The organism is Rhizobacter fulvus (assembly GCF_964020785.1).
The window spans coordinates 3,307,454-3,323,776 of record NZ_OZ224516.1 but is presented as its reverse complement, the minus strand read 5'-3'; the positions used below and the strand labels follow the sequence as shown (position 1 = coordinate 3,323,776).

Here is a 16,323-nt window from a genome sequence, read left to right as displayed (position 1 = left end):
GCCCGCTCCACCCATGACCACCTCCGCACCCGGCTCTCCCGTCGTGGCCGTCATCGGCCTGGGGTACGTCGGCCTGCCGCTGGTGGTCGAGTTCGGCAAGCACCTGCGCACCATCGGCTTCGACGTGCTGGCCGACAAGGTCACGACCTGCCGCAGCGGCCGCGACCCCTCGCGCGAGATTCCTGACGAGGCCATGGCACTCGCGCTGCACGCCGAATACAGCGACGATCCAGCCGCCCTGCGCGATGCGGATTTCGTGCTGATCGCGGTGCCCACGCCGGTCGACGCCGCGCACATCCCCGACTTCGGCCCGCTGATCGGCGCGAGCCGCAGCCTCGGCCCGCACCTGAAGCGCGGTGCGACCGTCGTGTACGAGTCGACCGTCTATCCCGGTGCGACCGAGGAGATCTGCATTCCCGTGCTCGAGCAGACGTCCGGCCTGCGATGGAAGCGCGACTTCTTCGTCGGCTACAGCCCCGAGCGCATCAACCCGGGCGACCGCGAGCACATGCTCACGAACGTCCTGAAGGTGGTCGCCGGCGACACCCCCGAGACGCTCGAGCGGGTCGCGCATCTTTACGAACGTGTCGTCGAGCCCGGCGTGCACCGCTGTTCCAGCATCAAGACCGCCGAGGCGTGCAAGGTGATCGAGAACACCCAGCGCGACCTGAACATCGCGCTGATGAACGAGCTGGCGATCATCTTCGAGCGCATCGGCATCGACACCAGCGAGGTGCTGGAGGCCGCCGGCACCAAGTGGAACTTCCTGAAATTCAAGCCCGGCCTCGTCGGCGGGCACTGCATCGGCGTCGACCCGTACTACCTGACCCACAAGGCCGAGATGCTCGGCTACCACCCGCAGGTGATCCTGGCCGGGCGGCGCATCAACGACGGCATGGGCAAGTACATCGCCGAGCAGACGATCAAGCAGATGATCGCCAACGGCAGCCCGGTGAAAGGCGCCAAGGTCACCGTGCTCGGCCTGACCTTCAAGGAAGACTGTGCGGACCTGCGCAACAGCAAGGTCGTCGACATCGTCGCCGAGCTGCGCAGCTACGGCGTGCAGGTGTTCGTGCACGACCCGCAGGCCGACGCGGCCGAAGCGCTGCATGAATACGGGCTCGAACTCTCGGCCTGGGACGATCTGCCGCGCGCCGACGCGATCGTCGCGGCGGTGGCGCACCGCGCCTACCGCGCGCTGCAGTGCGACCAGATCGTCGCGAAGGCCGCGCTGCAGGCCTGCTTCATCGACGTCAAGGCCGGCTTCGACGCCGCTGCGCTGCGCAGCGCGGGCCTGACGGTGTGGCGGCTGTGATGCGCCCTCGCCTCTTCAACCTCTTCATCGGACCTTCGACATGATTCTCGTCACAGGCGGCGCCGGCTTCATCGGCGCCAATTTCGTGCTGGACTGGCTCGCGGGCAGCGACGAGCCGGTGCTCAACCTCGACGCGCTCACCTATGCCGGCAATCTGGAGAGCCTGGCGTCGCTGACGGGCGACGCGCGCCACGTGTTCGTCAAGGGCGACATCGGCGACCGCGCGTTGCTCGACAGCCTGTTCGCCGAGCATCGCCCGCGCGCGGTGGTGCACTTCGCAGCCGAGAGCCATGTCGACCGCAGCATCCACGGGCCGGCGGCGTTCATCAAGACCAATGTCGAGGGCACGTTCACGCTGCTCGAGGCGACGCGCTCGTTCTGGTCGGCACTCGATGCGCCGGCGAAGGTGGCGTTCCGCTTCCACCACGTCTCGACCGACGAGGTGTACGGCTCGCTGTCGAAGACCGACGCGCCGTTCACCGAGACCGACACCTACGAGCCGAACAGCCCCTACTCCGCCAGCAAGGCCGCGAGCGACCACCTCGTGCGGGCGTGGCACCACACCTACGGGTTGCCCGTCGTCACGACCAACTGCTCGAACAACTACGGGCCCTATCACTTCCCCGAGAAGCTCATCCCGCTGATGATCGTCAACGCCCTCGCCGGCAAGCCGCTGCCGGTCTACGGCGATGGCCAGCAGGTGCGTGACTGGCTCTACGTGAAGGACCACGCCAGCGCGATCCGCGCGGTGCTGGCCGGCGGCCGGCCGGGCGAGGTCTACAACATCGGCGGCTGGAACGAGAAGCCGAACATCGAGATCGTCCACACCGTGTGCGCGCTGCTCGACGAAATGCGACCCGACCCGGCCGGCAGCTACAGCCGGTTGATCACCTACGTCACGGATCGCCCCGGCCACGACCGGCGCTACGCGATCGATGCGCGCAAGGTCGAACGCGAACTGGGCTGGCGACCGGCCGAGACCTTCGACACCGGCATCCGCAAGACCGTGCGCTGGTATCTGGACAACGCCGGCTGGGTCGAGCACGTGCAGAGCGGCGCGTACCGCGAATGGGTCGACACGAACTACAGCGCGCGGGCCGCCTGATGAAGATCCTGCTGCTCGGCAAGAACGGCCAGGTCGGCTGGGAGCTGCAGCGCGCACTGGCGCCGCTGGGCGAGGTGGTCGCGCTCGACTTCGACACCCCCGGGCCGTTGCGGGCCGACTTCTCGCAGCCCGAATCGCTCGCCGCGACCGTGCGCGCCGTGGCGCCGCAGATCATCGTGAACGCCGCGGCGCACACCGCGGTCGACAAGGCCGAGAGCGAGCCCGCGCTGGCGCGCGCCCTGAACGCCACCTCGCCCGCGGTGATCGCCCGCGAGGCCGCCGCGCTGGGCGCCTGGCTGCTGCACTACAGCACCGACTACGTGTTCGACGGCAGCGGCAGCACGCCCTGGGTCGAGGACTCGCCGACCGGCCCGTTGAGCGTCTACGGCGCCACCAAGCTGGAGGGCGAGGACGCGATCCGCGCGAGCGGCTGCCGCCACGTGATCCTGCGCACCAGCTGGGTCTACGCGGCGCGCGGCGGCAACTTCGCGAAGACGATGCTGAAGCTCGCCCGCGAGCGGGACCGCCTCACGGTCATCGACGACCAGATCGGCTCGCCCACCGGCGCGGACCTCCTTGCCGACATCAGCGCCCATGTGCTCCGCGCAGCGGCGCAGCGCCCCGAGGTCGCCGGCACCTACCACGCCGTCGCCTCCGGCGAGACGAGCTGGTTCGACTACGCCCGCCACGTGATCGAGTTCGCGCGCGCCCACGGGCAGGACCTGCGGGTTGCGCCGGGCGCGATCGAGCCGGTGCCGACCAGCGCCTTCGTCACCGCCGCCCGCCGGCCCGGCAACTCGCGGATGAACACCGTGAAGCTGCGCGAGACGTTCGGCCTGCACCTGCCGGCGTGGCAGAGCGGCGTCGAGCGCATGCTGACCGAGGTGCTCGGCTGAGCGCCCCTTCCACTTCAACTGACTGCGCCATGACCCATCCCAATCGCAAAGGCATCATCCTGGCCGGCGGCTCCGGCACCCGGCTGCACCCGGCGACGCTGGCGATGAGCAAGCAGCTGCTGCCGGTCTACGACAAGCCGATGGTCTATTACCCGCTGGCCACGCTGATGCTGGCCGGCATCCGCAACATCCTGCTGATCAGCACGCCGCAGGACACCCCGCGCTTCGAGGCGCTGCTCGGCGATGGCGGCCGCTGGGGCCTGAACATCAGCTACTGCGTCCAGCCCAGCCCGGACGGCCTGGCACAGGCCTTCATCCTCGGCCGCGAGTTCATCGCCGGCCAGCCGAGCGCGCTGGTGCTGGGCGACAACATCTTCTACGGCCACGATCTGCAGCGCCAGCTCGAGGTGGCGGCCGCGCGCGCCAGCGGCGCGTCGGTGTTCGCCTACCACGTCACCGATCCCGAGCGCTACGGCGTGGTCGCGTTCGATGCGCAACGCCGTGCCCTCAGCATCGAGGAGAAGCCCAAGGCGCCGAAATCCAACTACGCCGTCACCGGGCTCTATTTCTATGACGAGCAGGTCTGCGACATCGCGGCCCAGATCAAGCCGTCGCCACGCGGCGAACTCGAGATCACCGACCTGAACGCGGTCTACCTGCGCCAGGGCGAGCTCAGTGTCGAGATCATGGGACGCGGCTATGCGTGGCTGGACACGGGCACCCACGACAGCCTGCTGGAGGCCGGCCAGTTCATCGCAACGCTCGAGAAGCGGCAAGGTCTCAAGGTGGCGTGTCCCGAGGAGATCGCCTACCGCTCCGGCTGGATCGACGCCGCGCAGCTCGAAGCGCTGGCGCAGCCGATGCTGAAGAACGGATACGGCCAGTACCTGAAGCGGCTGCTGGTCGATCGCGTCTACTGACTGAGGCACGCGCCGCGCCGGGATGCGCGGCGTGTTGCGAGGTGTGTGGACTCGTAACCCAGGTATCGACCTGCCCGGCCGTGCGCCAGCGGCGGTCGCGAATGTAAGAAGCCGCTACAGCCCCGAGCGTCGCTCCGCCTGAAACGCGACGCGCCGGGTCCGAATCCGTACGCGCGCCGGATCGGCACGTCCCCTGCACTGAGCCAGCCGTTCCTGCATCTGGCGCCGGCTCTCCGGCCACCGACGGCCATGTCCCTCCTGTCGCTCACGCATGACCCGCTTTGGTCGAGGCTGCGCTTACGGGAGGTTACTGACGAAACATCTCGCGGCCCCAATACCGTTCAAGGCCCGCGCCCGCCCTTCCGATACAGACATCACCAGCCGAACTGGATGCCAGCCGGGTGGTCCTTTCCCGCGAACCGCGCGTCTCGCGCCATACCGATTCCGTCGGTCCTCTCGCAGCCCTTCACCACAACGCACGTGCGCGCCGCGCGCGCGAGGTGGTGATCTCACGACGAGCAGAGACCGACATGAACCAGCACCGCAGCCCGACCCGCCCTCCCGTTGCAGCGCCGACCGCGCTGTGTGTCCTGTTTGCCGCCGTGCTGTCCGCTTGCGGCGGCGGCGATGGCGCCGCGTCGCTCGGTGTCGATTCGCTGACGGCCGACGGTTCGATGTCCCAACTCCAGGCCGCGGGCGGGAACGGCCGCGGGCGCAACAAGGACACGTCGACGACCACGACGACCACGTCGACCGCGACGCCGGCACCGGCGCCCGCGCCCGCGCCCGCGCCCGCTCCGGCCCCGATCGCCGAACCGGCGCCGGCGCCTGCACCGGCGCCTGCGCCTGCGCCTGCGCCCGCCCCGGCCCCGGCGACCTCGTCGTTCATGCCGTACATCGACACGAGCAAGCTGGCCGCCCCCTCCAATGGCGTCGGCACGTTCAATGTGGCAGCGACCACCGAGGTCGCACCCGCTGGCGAGGGCGCGTTCCGTACGACCTGCACGGTGTCGAAGATGAGCTTCGACGATCCGATCGTGTTTCCCGGCCAGGCCGGCAAGTCCCACTTGCACACGTTTTTCGGCAACACGGGTGTCAATGCCGACTCCACGCCAGAATCCCTTCGCACGAGCGGCAATTCCACCTGCCGTGGCGGCATCGCCAACCGTTCAGCCTACTGGGTGCCGACCATGATCGACACCAAGGACGGCACTCCGATCGTCCCCGACAGCATCGGCGTCTATTACAAGATGAGCTTGATGGGCGCCGCAGCGACCAACCCGATCCCCACCGGGCTGCGCATGATCGCCGGCGACCCGAACGCATCCGCCCCTCATCCCGACGTGTTCAGCATGCGCTTCAAGTGCATCGGCGGCCCGAACAATTCGAACGACCAGTACGGTTCGGTGATCCCGAACTGCGACGTCGGCGCGACGATGTGGAGCGAGATCTTCTTCCCGACCTGCTGGGACGGCGTCAATCTCGATTCGCCTGACCACAAGAGCCACATGAGCTACGGGGTTCTGGTTCCGGATCCGACGAGCACCCAAGGCTGGTTCATGCGCGTCTGCCCGGCGACTCATCCGGTTCCGATCCCTTCGATCACGTTCAACGTCGCTTACGTCGTGAAGGAACTGAACTCGCCGAAGCGCTGGCGGCTGTCGTCCGACAACTACGACCCCAGCCTGCCGGGTGGCTATTCGTCGCATGCCGACTGGTTCAACGGCTGGGACGCTACGATCAGCAACACCTGGGCCAAGAACTGCATCCAGAATCTGAAGGACTGCCACAGCCACCTGCTGGGTGACGGGCGGATGATGTTCTGACCCGCTCGATCGACGAACCGCAATGGATGCGTCCGATGGCTACCTGCAGGTGCCCTCGGACGCACAACTCATGAAAGTCCTGCTTCCTCTACTGCTCTGCGTCGCGGCCAATGCGTTCGCACTGACGCCCGTACCGACCGACCAGGAGGCCCAGCGCGCGCATGCGCAAGGGTCCTGCGGACGCCTCGGGCCCGGCACCGGCCTCAAGGAGGGCAAGGGCTGGATCGTCTCGATGTTGCCGGGCAAGCATGAGTTCCGGGTTCGCGGCGGGGGCAAGGTCTTCCTGACCGTGGCGAGGCAGTCGGTGCTCGATTTCGACGTCGGACGACCCTACTACATCGTCGTGGAAGGCGCCGCGCCGGACGCACAACTGGAGTGGAAGATCCCGGGCAGCGACTGGGGCCCGGTATCGAAGTATTTTCTTTATCCGCCTCAGAGATAGCGCGTTCGATCGGACGGACGGAATCGCTTGACCACCTTGAAGACGTCTTCCGAAGCGATGTGAGGCGTGCGAGCAAGGAAGTCGCTCATGGCCGCCAGTTCGGTCGACCGGTCGTAAGAGGTGGCCTGGCCCCGCACGCTGTGGTCCACCGCGATCTCGTCGACGATGCCCAACGTCAGACCCGCGCGTTCGAGTGCGACGGGCCAGACCAGATCCATGCCCCACATCTCGCTCTCGGCGTGAAACGGGATCAACAGGCGCGCGGCATCCCGGCTGAAAGACACCAGCGGCCCGCATTCCACGAAACGCGTCTGGCGTGCGGCGAGCCAGGGCCGACGCAGCGCGAAGGAATGGTCGAAATAGCTGTGCCATGCACGCGCCGGTTGTGCCAGGGCAAAGCCGAATGCTCGTTGCCGCAGGAGGAACGCGCTCAGGAAGCCCGGTTGCACGTGGATGTCGTCATCGACGACCAGCACGTAATCGAAGCGATCGACATCCAGACCGGCGATCAGGCTGTTGATCAGTGCGAACTTGGGGGTGGGTTGCTGGACGGTGAGCACGGTCACGCGCTGCAGCATCGGATCGTCGGTTGCTGAACCCATCGCCGCCCAGCGTTGTTCGACATCCAAACGGTGCCCGGCTGCGAACTCCCGAACCAGGTGAGCGGCCGTGTTAGGCCGATCCGCCAGGTAAACACCGAGCACCAGGACGCGCAGTCGAGAGGTGTCGGGACCCTGGTCGACCATCGGCAAGATCGAGCGCATGAACGCGCGGCGCGCCATCCGTTTGGACCAGTCCGAACGGAATACGCCCCGTACCAGTTTCCACAGCAACTTCATCGCGATCTTTTTTCGGGAGCCTCACTTGACCAGTTGGTAGTAGCCCATGCGACGCGCCAACGCCTTCAAGCGCTGGGTCGATTCGTACGCCTGTCGCGTCAACTCTTCAAACGGCATCGGAGACCGGACCTCGCGGATTTCCGTCGCTGGGGGAAGGTCGCCGGCCTTCAGCGCCTCGGGCACCCACCACTTGGCGACGCCACCGCCGTGGAAGCACTTCATGCGGTCGAAGTGCTCGACCCGCAGCACCGAGCGACCGGACGCGCCGAGTCGCAGCGCGAGCCGCTTCCACTGTGAATTGCGCCAGCAATGCCAGTGCTCGGGGTCGAGGTAGCCCCCACCCTCGCGCATCGCCAGCGCCGCCCAGACGATGGCCTCGATGTGCATCGCACGCGGCAGCGTCTTTCCGCCGAGCTTCTCGATCAGCCAGTCGAGCCAGTCGAGGTCGAAGCTGTTGCGCGCCTGCGCGACGCCGATGTCGACGTGGTGCGCCAATTTGATGTCATGGTCGTACGCGCGGATGACGACCTCGTGAGGCAACAGACAACTCGGCGGCTGGTGCATCAACAACAGGCCAGTGGCAGGCGTCGGCTCGAAGCGGAAGCGATTTGGGAAGTAGAGGTCCGGGTCGAGGATCACCATCTCGGCGGCCGGCGCAGCGAACAGCAGAGGGTCGGTGATCTTGCGCCAGCACGGATGCCCGAATCGAAACGCGGCGATGTTCGGGTGGCGCGTCAACGCCGAACTCGCCAGGTCGTCCGCTTCCTGTTGCGCACACACGCGCCAAGTGTGACGCGCGGGCACGTCGAGTTTTTGCATCGCGCCGACCAGGGCGGTCTTGTCGCCGTCGCCGTCGGTGATGAGCGTCAGGTCGATGTCGTCGGCGCTGTGCGCAACGAGGCTTTCCATGGCCTTGTCGGCATAAGGAAGCGACCGCGCGCTGAGGACGCAGTAGACCGATCGTCGAACGCCGGGTGATGGCTGGGAAGGGGTCATGCTGATGGAGTTTCCTGTTCTTGTCGGCTGTCAGCCTCGGGTCGCGTGGCGGGTGGCGGCGTCGCGGTACACCGCCATCATCCGCTCGACCTTCAGTTCCCAGTCGAATTGCTGCTTGATTTTGACCAGACCTGCGCGGCCCATGCGAAGCCGCAGAGGAGCCGATGCTGCCATGGCCGCCATCGCGGCGGCGAAACGATCGACCATGTCGGCGCGCGATCCCGGTGCGACCAGCACACCGCAACTCGGGTCCAGGTAGTCGAGCGGTCCGCCCCACGCGGTGGCGATCACGGGCTTGCCCATGGACATCGCCTCGAGCACGACCGCGCCGCCGCATTCCAGCAGGCTCGGCAGCACGAGGCAATCGGCTTGTCGAAGGCGCTGGGCGCACACGGCCTGCGGCATCCAGCCCGCGAAATGAACACGCCCTTCGGCCGTGTCGTCGGCGCCGGCGATCTGCAACTCGGCGGCGAGCCCTTCGAGGCTCGATCGTTCGGCCCCATCGCCCAGAATCCACAGGCGCATCGGCGCTCGCGTGCGCGCCTGGGCGAACGCCCGAAGCAGCAAATCCACCGCCTTCCAGTCGACCAACCGCCCCATGAACGCGAAGGTCACGACCTCGGATGCCGGCAGGTCCGCAACCTCCAGGTCGGCCGCGTTCCAGAGCCTCAGGTCCACCCCGTTCTCGACCAGCTCGACGACATGCGTGCACACGCCGGCGGGCAGCGCCTGCCGGGTGCGCAGGTTGGCCACCAGCAGGGTTGCGGCGCGGCGCTTGCCCGGCATCAGCCGATTCAGGAGGCTGGCCGCGCGGCGTCCCAAGCCGAGCAGCGCACGCTCGGCGGGGCCGCGGTTGCGCCGAAACGCCGGCGGGTAATCCATGCCGCCGTTCATCGGGCCGATGACGACGGGCGCACCGAGGTCGTACAGCATCGACGGCTCGCGCGGCGAAACGGGCATCGGTTGGTGCACCACGGTGATGCCGTGCTCGCGCACCAGGCGCCGCGCCTGCCGACGTTGGGCCAGCTGCGTGGACAGTCGCGACAGGAATCCGGTCGTGAAATACGAGATCTGGTCCGGCAAGCGTCGCCCGATCTGCCACATCGCGCGGTGCCATGCGGTGTCTTCGACATAATGGATCCGCTGTTCATCGGGAAACAGCGCGACCATTTCCTCCCGCGTGCGCGCATGGGTCAGCAGCCACACCGGGACGCCGCGGCCGCGCAGCACGCGGAAGTAGTGAAGCGGCAGCGCCGCCTCGCCGCCGAACCGGGCGGACGCGTGCTCCGCGGCAATCAGAACGCGCGGTTCAGCGCCCGTCATGGCGCGGTGTCCTGCGTGCCCGGCGCGATCGCCGCGGGTTCGACGATACGAGCCGGAATGCCGACCGCCGTTCGGTCCGTCGGCACGTCGCGCAGCACGACGGCGTTGGCGCCGACTTGCGCGTGCGCCCCGAGCGTTACCCCGCCGAGCACCTTCGCGCCGGCGCCGATGTCCACATGGCCGACCAGCACGGGGGCGCCCGCGAGCGGCCCGCCGGTTCCCAGCGTGACCTGCTGCATCAGCAGGCAGTTCGGACCGATCCGCGCATCGGGATGCACGACGATGCCATTGGGATGCGGCATCAGCAGGCCGCCGTCGATGCGGCAGACCAACGGAACGTCCGCGCCGGTGACGACGCTCCAGAAACGGTGGCGCAGCACGGCAAGCCAGCGCCGCAGCACGTGGTCAGGTCGGGCCGAATGACGCAACCGCTGGTAGGTGCGCAGGCTGGCAAGCAGTGAGCGAGACGGATCCCAGGCCCAGAATGCCTTGGCCTCGCGCGACCAATCGGGCGCGTGCGGTGATGGCAGCCCGCGCGGCGGCGCCGCCACAGTCGCGGCAGTCCCGGGGCCGGAACTGGAGTTCAAACCGTTCATGGAATCAGTCGGCTCCCAACAACACGCGCGCGGCCAGACGACGCCGCAACGACGCCCGCACCGCTCCACTGCTGGCGGTCACCGCGAACCCGCCGCGTTGATCCCACCAACCCCGCGCGCACAGCAGCAGCGCAGTGCATTCGTTGCCCAGATCCGTCACGCCGGCAAGATCGACGCCCAGACCGCGCTCGACATTCGTGGCGAGCTTCGCAAGCGCGCTTCGGAGCGCCTCCAGGTGCGCGCCATCGCGCCAATCGCCCTGCAGACGCAGAACGTCGCGGCGCGGTTCGCACAGTACGTCCAGACTGCCCACAGCGTGCGTATCCCGGCGGCGCGTGCGGATCGCATCTGGCAGCACGCAGGTCAGTAGCACGCTCAGCGCCGCCAATCCGTCGCGTGCATAGCGTCGCCACAGCGCCGGCTCCTCCTTGATGCGCCACAACCACTCGAGACCGGCGGCCTGCACCCAGCTCGGTGCTCGTTGGACGGTGCCGGCGGCAAAGTTCACCACCGCGCCCAAATGCGACAGCACCGGGGCCGCGAGTCGCGGCGCATTGTGCTCGATCCACGCCTGCCCTTTTGCCGCACCGAGCGCGACAACCACGAAGTGAGCGCCACTGCGGTTGATGCGGTCGATCTGCGCGTCGCTGCTCATCGCCTCGATCGATCCGAAGCCTGCCGCATCGAAACCCACGCAGCGCACGCCTCCCGCACGCTGATTGATCCGCTCGCAGGCCTGAGCTGCGGCGCCCGGCGGGCCACCGAACAGAAAGACGTCCACCGGCGGCCCCGCGTGCGCTGCGAGCGCCTCAAAGACATCGGCGCCCGAAACGCGTTCGCGAATCGGACGTCCCAATGCGCGCGCGATCCACACCAGTGGCATGCCATCGACCAGACTGAGATCGCTGTGCAACACCGAGTCGCGAAATGCCGCATCGTGCTGAGCCGCCATCGCGAAATTCAGGTTCGGAGTCGAGACGAAACAGCGTTGTCCGCCGAACGCGGCGTCACGGATGCGTTGCACGGCCTGAGCGATATCGACCGCGTCGAACGGCAGGCCGAGGATGCACACCAGCGTGCGGCCGAAATTGGCGCGGCGCGGCGGCACCGCGTGCTCGACGTGAGGGTCAGGACGAGCGGTCATCGCGCTTGGTGCGGACCCATTCGATCTGGCGCTTGGTGAACAGGCGAACATAGACCGGGATTTTCGCAGCGACGTACCCGGGGAGCCCAAGGAGTTCGCGCAGCGAGACGCTCTGCCGTCCATCGCTCGACCAGGCCAGCAGCACGCCCGCGACCAGCACCAGCAAGGCGGATACCGCCAGCGCGAAAGCGCGCGCGTCGCCCGCGAACCACCACCACAACCCGTCGACGAACGCAAAGCCCACGAGTCCCAGCATGAGTGCCGCGAGGGGCGGCACCATCAGGTCCAGTGCCATCGCCGCCAGCATGCCGTCGCGGCGCTTCAGGGCTTGCGTGAGCAAGCGCGGGCCCACGCTGGCGATGACCGACAAGTGACCATGCTCCCAACGCGTGCGCTGCGCGCGCGCGCCTTCCGAGTCGCTCGGGAACACGCTGCTGACCAGCGCCTGTGCGCAGAACAAGGGCGGTGAACCGGCGGCTGCGAGGTCCAGCCCGAGCTGCATGTCCTCGACGAGATGGCCGGTGGCCAGCGGCGCCGCCTGAATCAGCGGCCAGGGGAACGCCATGCCCGTGCCCATCAACTGGCACGGCCAGCCGAAGACCGAGCTGCCCAACGGGCGCAGGCGGTTCTTGATCCGCCATGCGAACTCGGCGATGCGCAGGCGCAACGGCGCACCCGGAGGCGCATGCATCAGGTACAGCGCCTGCACCGGACGACCGGTGCCCGCACATCGATTCGCCAGGCGCTCCAGTGCACGCGGCGCGACAATGCAGTCCGCGTCCACGATGATCACGACACCGGGGGGCGCCTGCTCGAGCCAGCGCACGCCGTGGTCGAGGGCATAGCCTTTGCCTCGACGTTGCAAGTCGGTGCGCACGGTGACTTCGGCACCGGCCGCCCGAGCAATCGCTGCGGTCTCGTCACTGCAGTTGTCGGCCACGACCAGCAGGCGATCCGCATCCCCCAGTTGCTCGCGAACGGCCCGGATCGCGGCGCCGATACCGGCAGCTTCGTCGTGCGCGGGCATCACCACCGCATAGGGCACGCGGCTCTGGTTTTCGACCGCGGGCGAAGATGCATGACGCTCGCGCTTCCACCCGGCAGCCACGACTTGCGCGCACAGGAGAACGGCGGGCCACGCGGCAACGCACGTCAGCAACAGCAGCACCAAGCCAACGAACTCGCGCGCGCTCACGCCGCGACCCTCGAAGCGCCAAAGAGCGCCGCCAGCTTCTCCGCTTCGCGATCGACATCGTGCCGGACCAGCACACGCGCATGCGCGGCGTCGCCCATCTGCTCGAGCGCCTCCGGCGCTGCACCGAGGCAGGCAACCATCGCATCGGCGAGCGCGTCGACGTCTCCTGCCGGGACCAGCCATCCATTCGTGCCGTCCTGCACCAGTTCCGGGATGCCGGCAACGTAGGTGGTGATGACGGGCCGGCGCAATGCCATCGCTTCCATGAGGACCACCGGCAGCCCCTCCGCGAAACTCGGCAGCACGAGCGCGCGCGCAGCGAGAATCTCGTCTCGGACCTGCGCGCTTCCGATCCAGCCGGTGATGCGAACATGGGCGTGCAGCCCCAATCGCTCGATCAGCGTCTCGATGTCTTCGCGCATCTCGCCGTCGCCGGCCAGCACCAGTTCGCAGGGCGTCCCGCGCAAGATCACCCGATGTAGCGCTTCCACAAGCAGCAGTTGCCCCTTCTGCTCGCAAAGCCGGCCCACGCAGACCAGGCGCTCAGCCTTGCCGCCGGAGCGCGCCACCGCCTGGTGAAACGCCGGCTCGAGACCGCAGTGGACGACCTTCACGCGCTCCCAGTGCGTCAAGGGCAGCCAACGAAACAACTGGCTGCGGCCGAACGAACTGATCGCCACGACGAACGCCGCATCCTTCCCTTTCTGGCCGAGGCCGAGGGCGAGCGGATGATCGAACTCCTCCGGCCCGTGCACGGTGAAGCTGTAGGGCGCACCGCCAAGCGCACGTGCCAACATCGCCACCTCGGCCGGGTTGGTGCCGAAGTGGGCATGCAAGTGAGCAACGCGCTCCTGCGCCGACCACGCGACCAGCACCGCCGCCTCGATCAGGTAAGCGAGGTGATGAAAAAGCGTGCGATCGGAATTTCGCCACATCGACCATGCCAGTCGTACTGCGCCGGAAAACAACCTCGGCCGCGTGAGCGCGAGGCGAAGCGCCGACCGCAACGGCGTCAGCCAGCCTCCTTGCAACAGGTACCTGGTTCGGGCGCGTTCGGCGACATCGGCCGGATCGGCCAACGCATCGTCCCAGCCGCGCACGGCGAAGCGCACGACTTCAAGCCCTTGGCGCTCGAGCGCCTGGATCTCGCGACGGATGAAGCTGTGACTAACCTTCGGATATTGGTTGATCAGGTACGCGACGCGCAGCCGGGAGGGCGGTGAGGTACTCATCATTTGTATTCGATCAGCACCGCGCGCCGCTGGCGAAGATGCATCCACCACGACTGAAAGAGTCCCTGCGCCTCCGGGAACTTGCCGAGCACCAGGAACAGGGCACGTGGCCAACGTGCGGGACCCAGTCCCGAAAGTCCGAGACCGAGCCGTGCCACCTGCAGCGGATAGACGAGGAATCCCAGCAATGCTGGCGGACCCCACGCGATGGCCGCGACGATCGTCGCGACGGGCATCAACGCCCCCCACACCCACGCGCTGCGCGCCTCGCGCATCCAATGGCGTTCGGGCGGCGCACCATGCAGGCGGGCCCCCTCGCCAAATGCGAAGCCCGCTCGCTTCGAACGTCGCCACCACTGGCCGAATCGGGTCATCGCCGCGTCGTGGCGCGTCATCTCCGCGTCGAGCCGCCAGATCCGCCACCCTCTCGCGCGCAGCCGGACACACAATTCGGGCTCCTCGCCGGCGATCAACTCGTCGCGGTAACCGCCGACCTGCTGCAGCGCATCGGCGCGCATCAGGACATCGCCGCCGCAGGCCTTGGTTTCGCCGACCGGCGTGTTCCATTCGATGTCGCACAGCCTGTTGTAGACGGAATGCTCGGGAAAAAGCTCCCGCCGCCGACCACAGACCGCGGCCACCTCGGGATTGGCTTGCAGGAATGCACCGGCGCGAGCAATCCACGCCTTGTCGACCTCGCAATCTCCGTCGACGAACTGCACGTGCTCGACATTCGGGAGCAGCGCACGCAACCGAATGCAGCCAGCGTTGCGGGCGCGCGCGGCCGTAAAGGGCTGCGTCATGTCGAGCGCCACCACGTCGGCACCCATGGCCCGCGCGAGGTCGGGTGATCCATCGGTCGAGCCGGAATCGACATAGACCAGCGCAGTCGCGTCGGGCAGCGTGGAAGCAAGGCAGCGGCGCAAGCGTTCGCCCTCGTTTCGACCGATGACGATCACGCCGACAATGCTCTGAGCGAACGGCGTCATGCCGCATCACCTCCGCCAGCGGCAGCAGGCGTACGGCGGGTTCGTGGCTTGACGACCGCCGGGACGCCAACGGCCAGGCAGTCGTCAGGGACATCACAGAGAACGACCGCATTCGCGCCGATCACGACGTTGTTGCCGATGCGGATCGGCCCCAGCACCTTCGCGCCGGCGCCGATGTCCACGTTGTCGCCGAAGACCGGCGCCGTGGGCTCGTCCAATCGCCCCAAGCCCACCACTACGCCGTTGCGAATCCGGCAGTTGGCGCCGAAGCGCGCATACCCGCTGATCACGATGCCGCCGAAATGATCGATCACAAAACCGGGCCCGATGACCGCCTCACACGGCAACTCGATGCCGGTCAGGATTTGCACGAACTTGAACAGCACTTTGTAGACCAGCGACAGCGGCTTGCGAAACCACGCCGGCCGAACGCCGTAGCGCCAGCGCCCGAAGCGGTACACGACCAGCGCCCAGAAGCCCTGTGCGCCGAAATCGCCGCCCTGCGCGCGGAGATCTTGCTTGATGTTCGCGAACACGTTCGAGGCCCTTCAGCGAGTCGGGCGGTGCGCCCAGCCGGTGCGACGCAGCAGCGACCACATCGTGGCGGTATGGAGCCAGAACGCCTGCACGCCGTGCAACGGGCGACGCCGCAGCAACCACTTGGTCGCGAGCAGTGCGTCCGCGAGCGTCCCCAGGATCACGTTGAGCCACAGGCCCCGGCGACCATGGTGCTTGCGGTAGTAGAGCAGGCCGCTCTCGATCTGCAGCGCCGAGATCTGCCGCCCACCCGACGTGAGCTCGCCCTCCGACTTGGCACTCTCCCCGCCAATGTGAACGACGGTCGTTTCCGGACAGTAGGTGACTTGCCAGCCGGCAGCCTTTACGGCGCGGCAGTGGTCGACCTCTTCGTAATAGAGAAAGTAGCGCGGGTCGAACAGCCCGACCTGATCGACCACCTTGCGGCGTACAAGGTAATAGCAGCCGGGCACCCAGTCACAGGGACGCGGCGACGCGTGGTCCCAGTCCATGTCATCGATCATCCGCGTGCGCGGGAACAGGCGATCCAGGCCGGCACGCCCGACGAACTCATTCCACGGCGTCGGAAAGTACCGGCAAGACGGCTGCAGCAAGCCATCCCGACCGACCAAGCGCACCCCGAGCAGCCCGCACTCGGGGTGGGCGTCGAGATAGGCCACCGTGCTGGTCACACCACCCGGCGCGACGAACGCATCGGTGTTCAGCAGCAGGAGATGGCGACCCCGCGCCAACGCCACGGCTTGGTTGTTGGCGCGCCCGAAGCCGACGTTGTCGGTATTGAAGAGCAGTTCGCAATCAGCAAAGTCGCGCCGCAGCAAGTCTTGAGAACCGTCGCGTGAACCGTTGTCGACGATGACGATCTGCAACCGCAGCCCGACGGCGCCCGCGCGCAGCGCGTCGACGCACGGCTGCAGCAGCGCTTGCGTGTTGTAGTTGACGATGATCGCCGAAACGTCGAAATCGTCCAT

Annotated in this window: 17 protein-coding genes; 6 read left to right on the top strand and 11 right to left on the bottom strand. The window is 67.5% G+C overall.

Annotated elements, in window-relative coordinates; all coding sequences use genetic code 11:
* Positions 1-13: 13 nt before the first annotated feature.
* From ACWH49_RS15935 to rfbA, 4 genes are read left to right on the top strand one after another with little or no spacing between them, the layout of a single operon-like run.
* The gene (locus tag ACWH49_RS15935; RefSeq protein WP_448172337.1) at positions 14-1,315 is read left to right on the top strand and encodes a nucleotide sugar dehydrogenase; all 1,302 of its coding nucleotides are present in this window, start codon (positions 14-16) and stop codon (positions 1,313-1,315) included.
* A 40-nt stretch (positions 1,316-1,355) separates the two neighbouring features.
* A complete protein-coding gene (gene rfbB, locus ACWH49_RS15930) occupies positions 1,356-2,420 on the top strand; it encodes a dTDP-glucose 4,6-dehydratase (RefSeq protein WP_448172336.1) in 1,065 nt (354 codons plus the stop codon).
* Entirely contained in the window at positions 2,420-3,316 is an 897-nt protein-coding gene (gene rfbD / locus ACWH49_RS15925; RefSeq protein WP_448172335.1) for a dTDP-4-dehydrorhamnose reductase, read from the top strand. The genes rfbB and rfbD overlap by 1 nt, the downstream gene beginning before the upstream one ends.
* 29 nt (positions 3,317-3,345) lie before the next feature.
* Positions 3,346-4,236: a glucose-1-phosphate thymidylyltransferase RfbA gene (gene rfbA, locus ACWH49_RS15920; protein WP_448172334.1), complete on the top strand. Its 891-nt coding sequence runs from the start codon at positions 3,346-3,348 to the stop codon at positions 4,234-4,236.
* A gap of 466 nt (positions 4,237-4,702) precedes the next feature.
* Here the strand turns inward: rfbA and ACWH49_RS15915 are convergent, their stop codons facing one another.
* Entirely contained in the window at positions 4,703-5,197 is a 495-nt protein-coding gene (locus ACWH49_RS15915; protein ID WP_448172333.1) for a hypothetical protein, read from the bottom strand.
* Between the two features lie 55 nt (positions 5,198-5,252).
* On the opposite strand from ACWH49_RS15915, the gene ACWH49_RS15910 reads away from it, so the two are divergent.
* Both ACWH49_RS15910 and ACWH49_RS15905 read left to right on the top strand, forming a co-directional pair.
* Positions 5,253-6,062 (top strand): DUF1996 domain-containing protein, encoded by an 810-nt coding sequence (locus ACWH49_RS15910; protein ID WP_448172332.1) that lies wholly within the window; start codon positions 5,253-5,255, stop codon positions 6,060-6,062.
* Positions 6,063-6,084: 22 nt separating this feature from the next.
* The gene (locus tag ACWH49_RS15905) at positions 6,085-6,504 is read left to right on the top strand and encodes a hypothetical protein (RefSeq protein ID WP_448172331.1); all 420 of its coding nucleotides are present in this window, start codon (positions 6,085-6,087) and stop codon (positions 6,502-6,504) included.
* Here ACWH49_RS15905 and ACWH49_RS15900 read toward each other — a convergent pair.
* The 10 genes from ACWH49_RS15900 to ACWH49_RS15855 form a co-directional block, all read right to left on the bottom strand.
* Positions 6,495-7,343: a hypothetical protein gene (locus ACWH49_RS15900; protein ID WP_448172330.1), complete on the bottom strand. Its 849-nt coding sequence runs from the start codon at positions 7,341-7,343 to the stop codon at positions 6,495-6,497. The two genes, ACWH49_RS15905 and ACWH49_RS15900, sit on opposite strands and share 10 nt — an antisense overlap.
* 21 nt (positions 7,344-7,364) lie before the next feature.
* Positions 7,365-8,252, bottom strand: coding sequence for a hypothetical protein (locus tag ACWH49_RS15895; protein ID WP_448172329.1), 888 nt, complete (start codon positions 8,250-8,252; stop codon positions 7,365-7,367).
* Positions 8,253-8,369: 117 nt separating this feature from the next.
* The gene (locus ACWH49_RS15890; protein ID WP_448172328.1) at positions 8,370-9,662 is read right to left on the bottom strand and encodes a glycosyltransferase family 4 protein; all 1,293 of its coding nucleotides are present in this window, start codon (positions 9,660-9,662) and stop codon (positions 8,370-8,372) included.
* Positions 9,659-10,258 carry a serine O-acetyltransferase gene (locus ACWH49_RS15885; protein ID WP_448172327.1) on the bottom strand — a complete coding sequence of 200 codons (600 nt, stop codon included), beginning with the start codon at positions 10,256-10,258 and terminating at the stop codon, positions 9,659-9,661. Before ACWH49_RS15885 ends, ACWH49_RS15890 begins: the two co-directional genes overlap by 4 nt.
* A 4-nt stretch (positions 10,259-10,262) precedes the next feature.
* Positions 10,263-11,402 (bottom strand): WecB/TagA/CpsF family glycosyltransferase, encoded by a 1,140-nt coding sequence (locus tag ACWH49_RS15880; RefSeq protein WP_448172326.1) that lies wholly within the window; start codon positions 11,400-11,402, stop codon positions 10,263-10,265.
* Positions 11,386-12,597, bottom strand: a complete 1,212-nt coding sequence (locus tag ACWH49_RS15875) for a glycosyltransferase family 2 protein (RefSeq protein ID WP_448172325.1) — start codon at positions 12,595-12,597, stop codon at positions 11,386-11,388. Before ACWH49_RS15875 ends, ACWH49_RS15880 begins: the two co-directional genes overlap by 17 nt.
* Entirely contained in the window at positions 12,594-13,829 is a 1,236-nt protein-coding gene (locus ACWH49_RS15870; RefSeq protein ID WP_448172324.1) for a glycosyltransferase family 4 protein, read from the bottom strand. The genes ACWH49_RS15875 and ACWH49_RS15870 overlap by 4 nt, the downstream gene beginning before the upstream one ends.
* Entirely contained in the window at positions 13,829-14,818 is a 990-nt protein-coding gene (locus ACWH49_RS15865; RefSeq protein WP_448172323.1) for a glycosyltransferase, read from the bottom strand. The genes ACWH49_RS15870 and ACWH49_RS15865 overlap by 1 nt, the downstream gene beginning before the upstream one ends.
* Complete coding sequence (locus ACWH49_RS15860) at positions 14,815-15,354, bottom strand: serine O-acetyltransferase (RefSeq protein ID WP_448172322.1); 540 nt, start codon at positions 15,352-15,354, stop codon at positions 14,815-14,817. Before ACWH49_RS15860 ends, ACWH49_RS15865 begins: the two co-directional genes overlap by 4 nt.
* 12 nt (positions 15,355-15,366) lie before the next feature.
* On the bottom strand, positions 15,367-16,323 hold the full coding sequence (locus ACWH49_RS15855; protein ID WP_448172321.1) for a glycosyltransferase family 2 protein: 957 nt from the start codon (positions 16,321-16,323) through the stop codon (positions 15,367-15,369).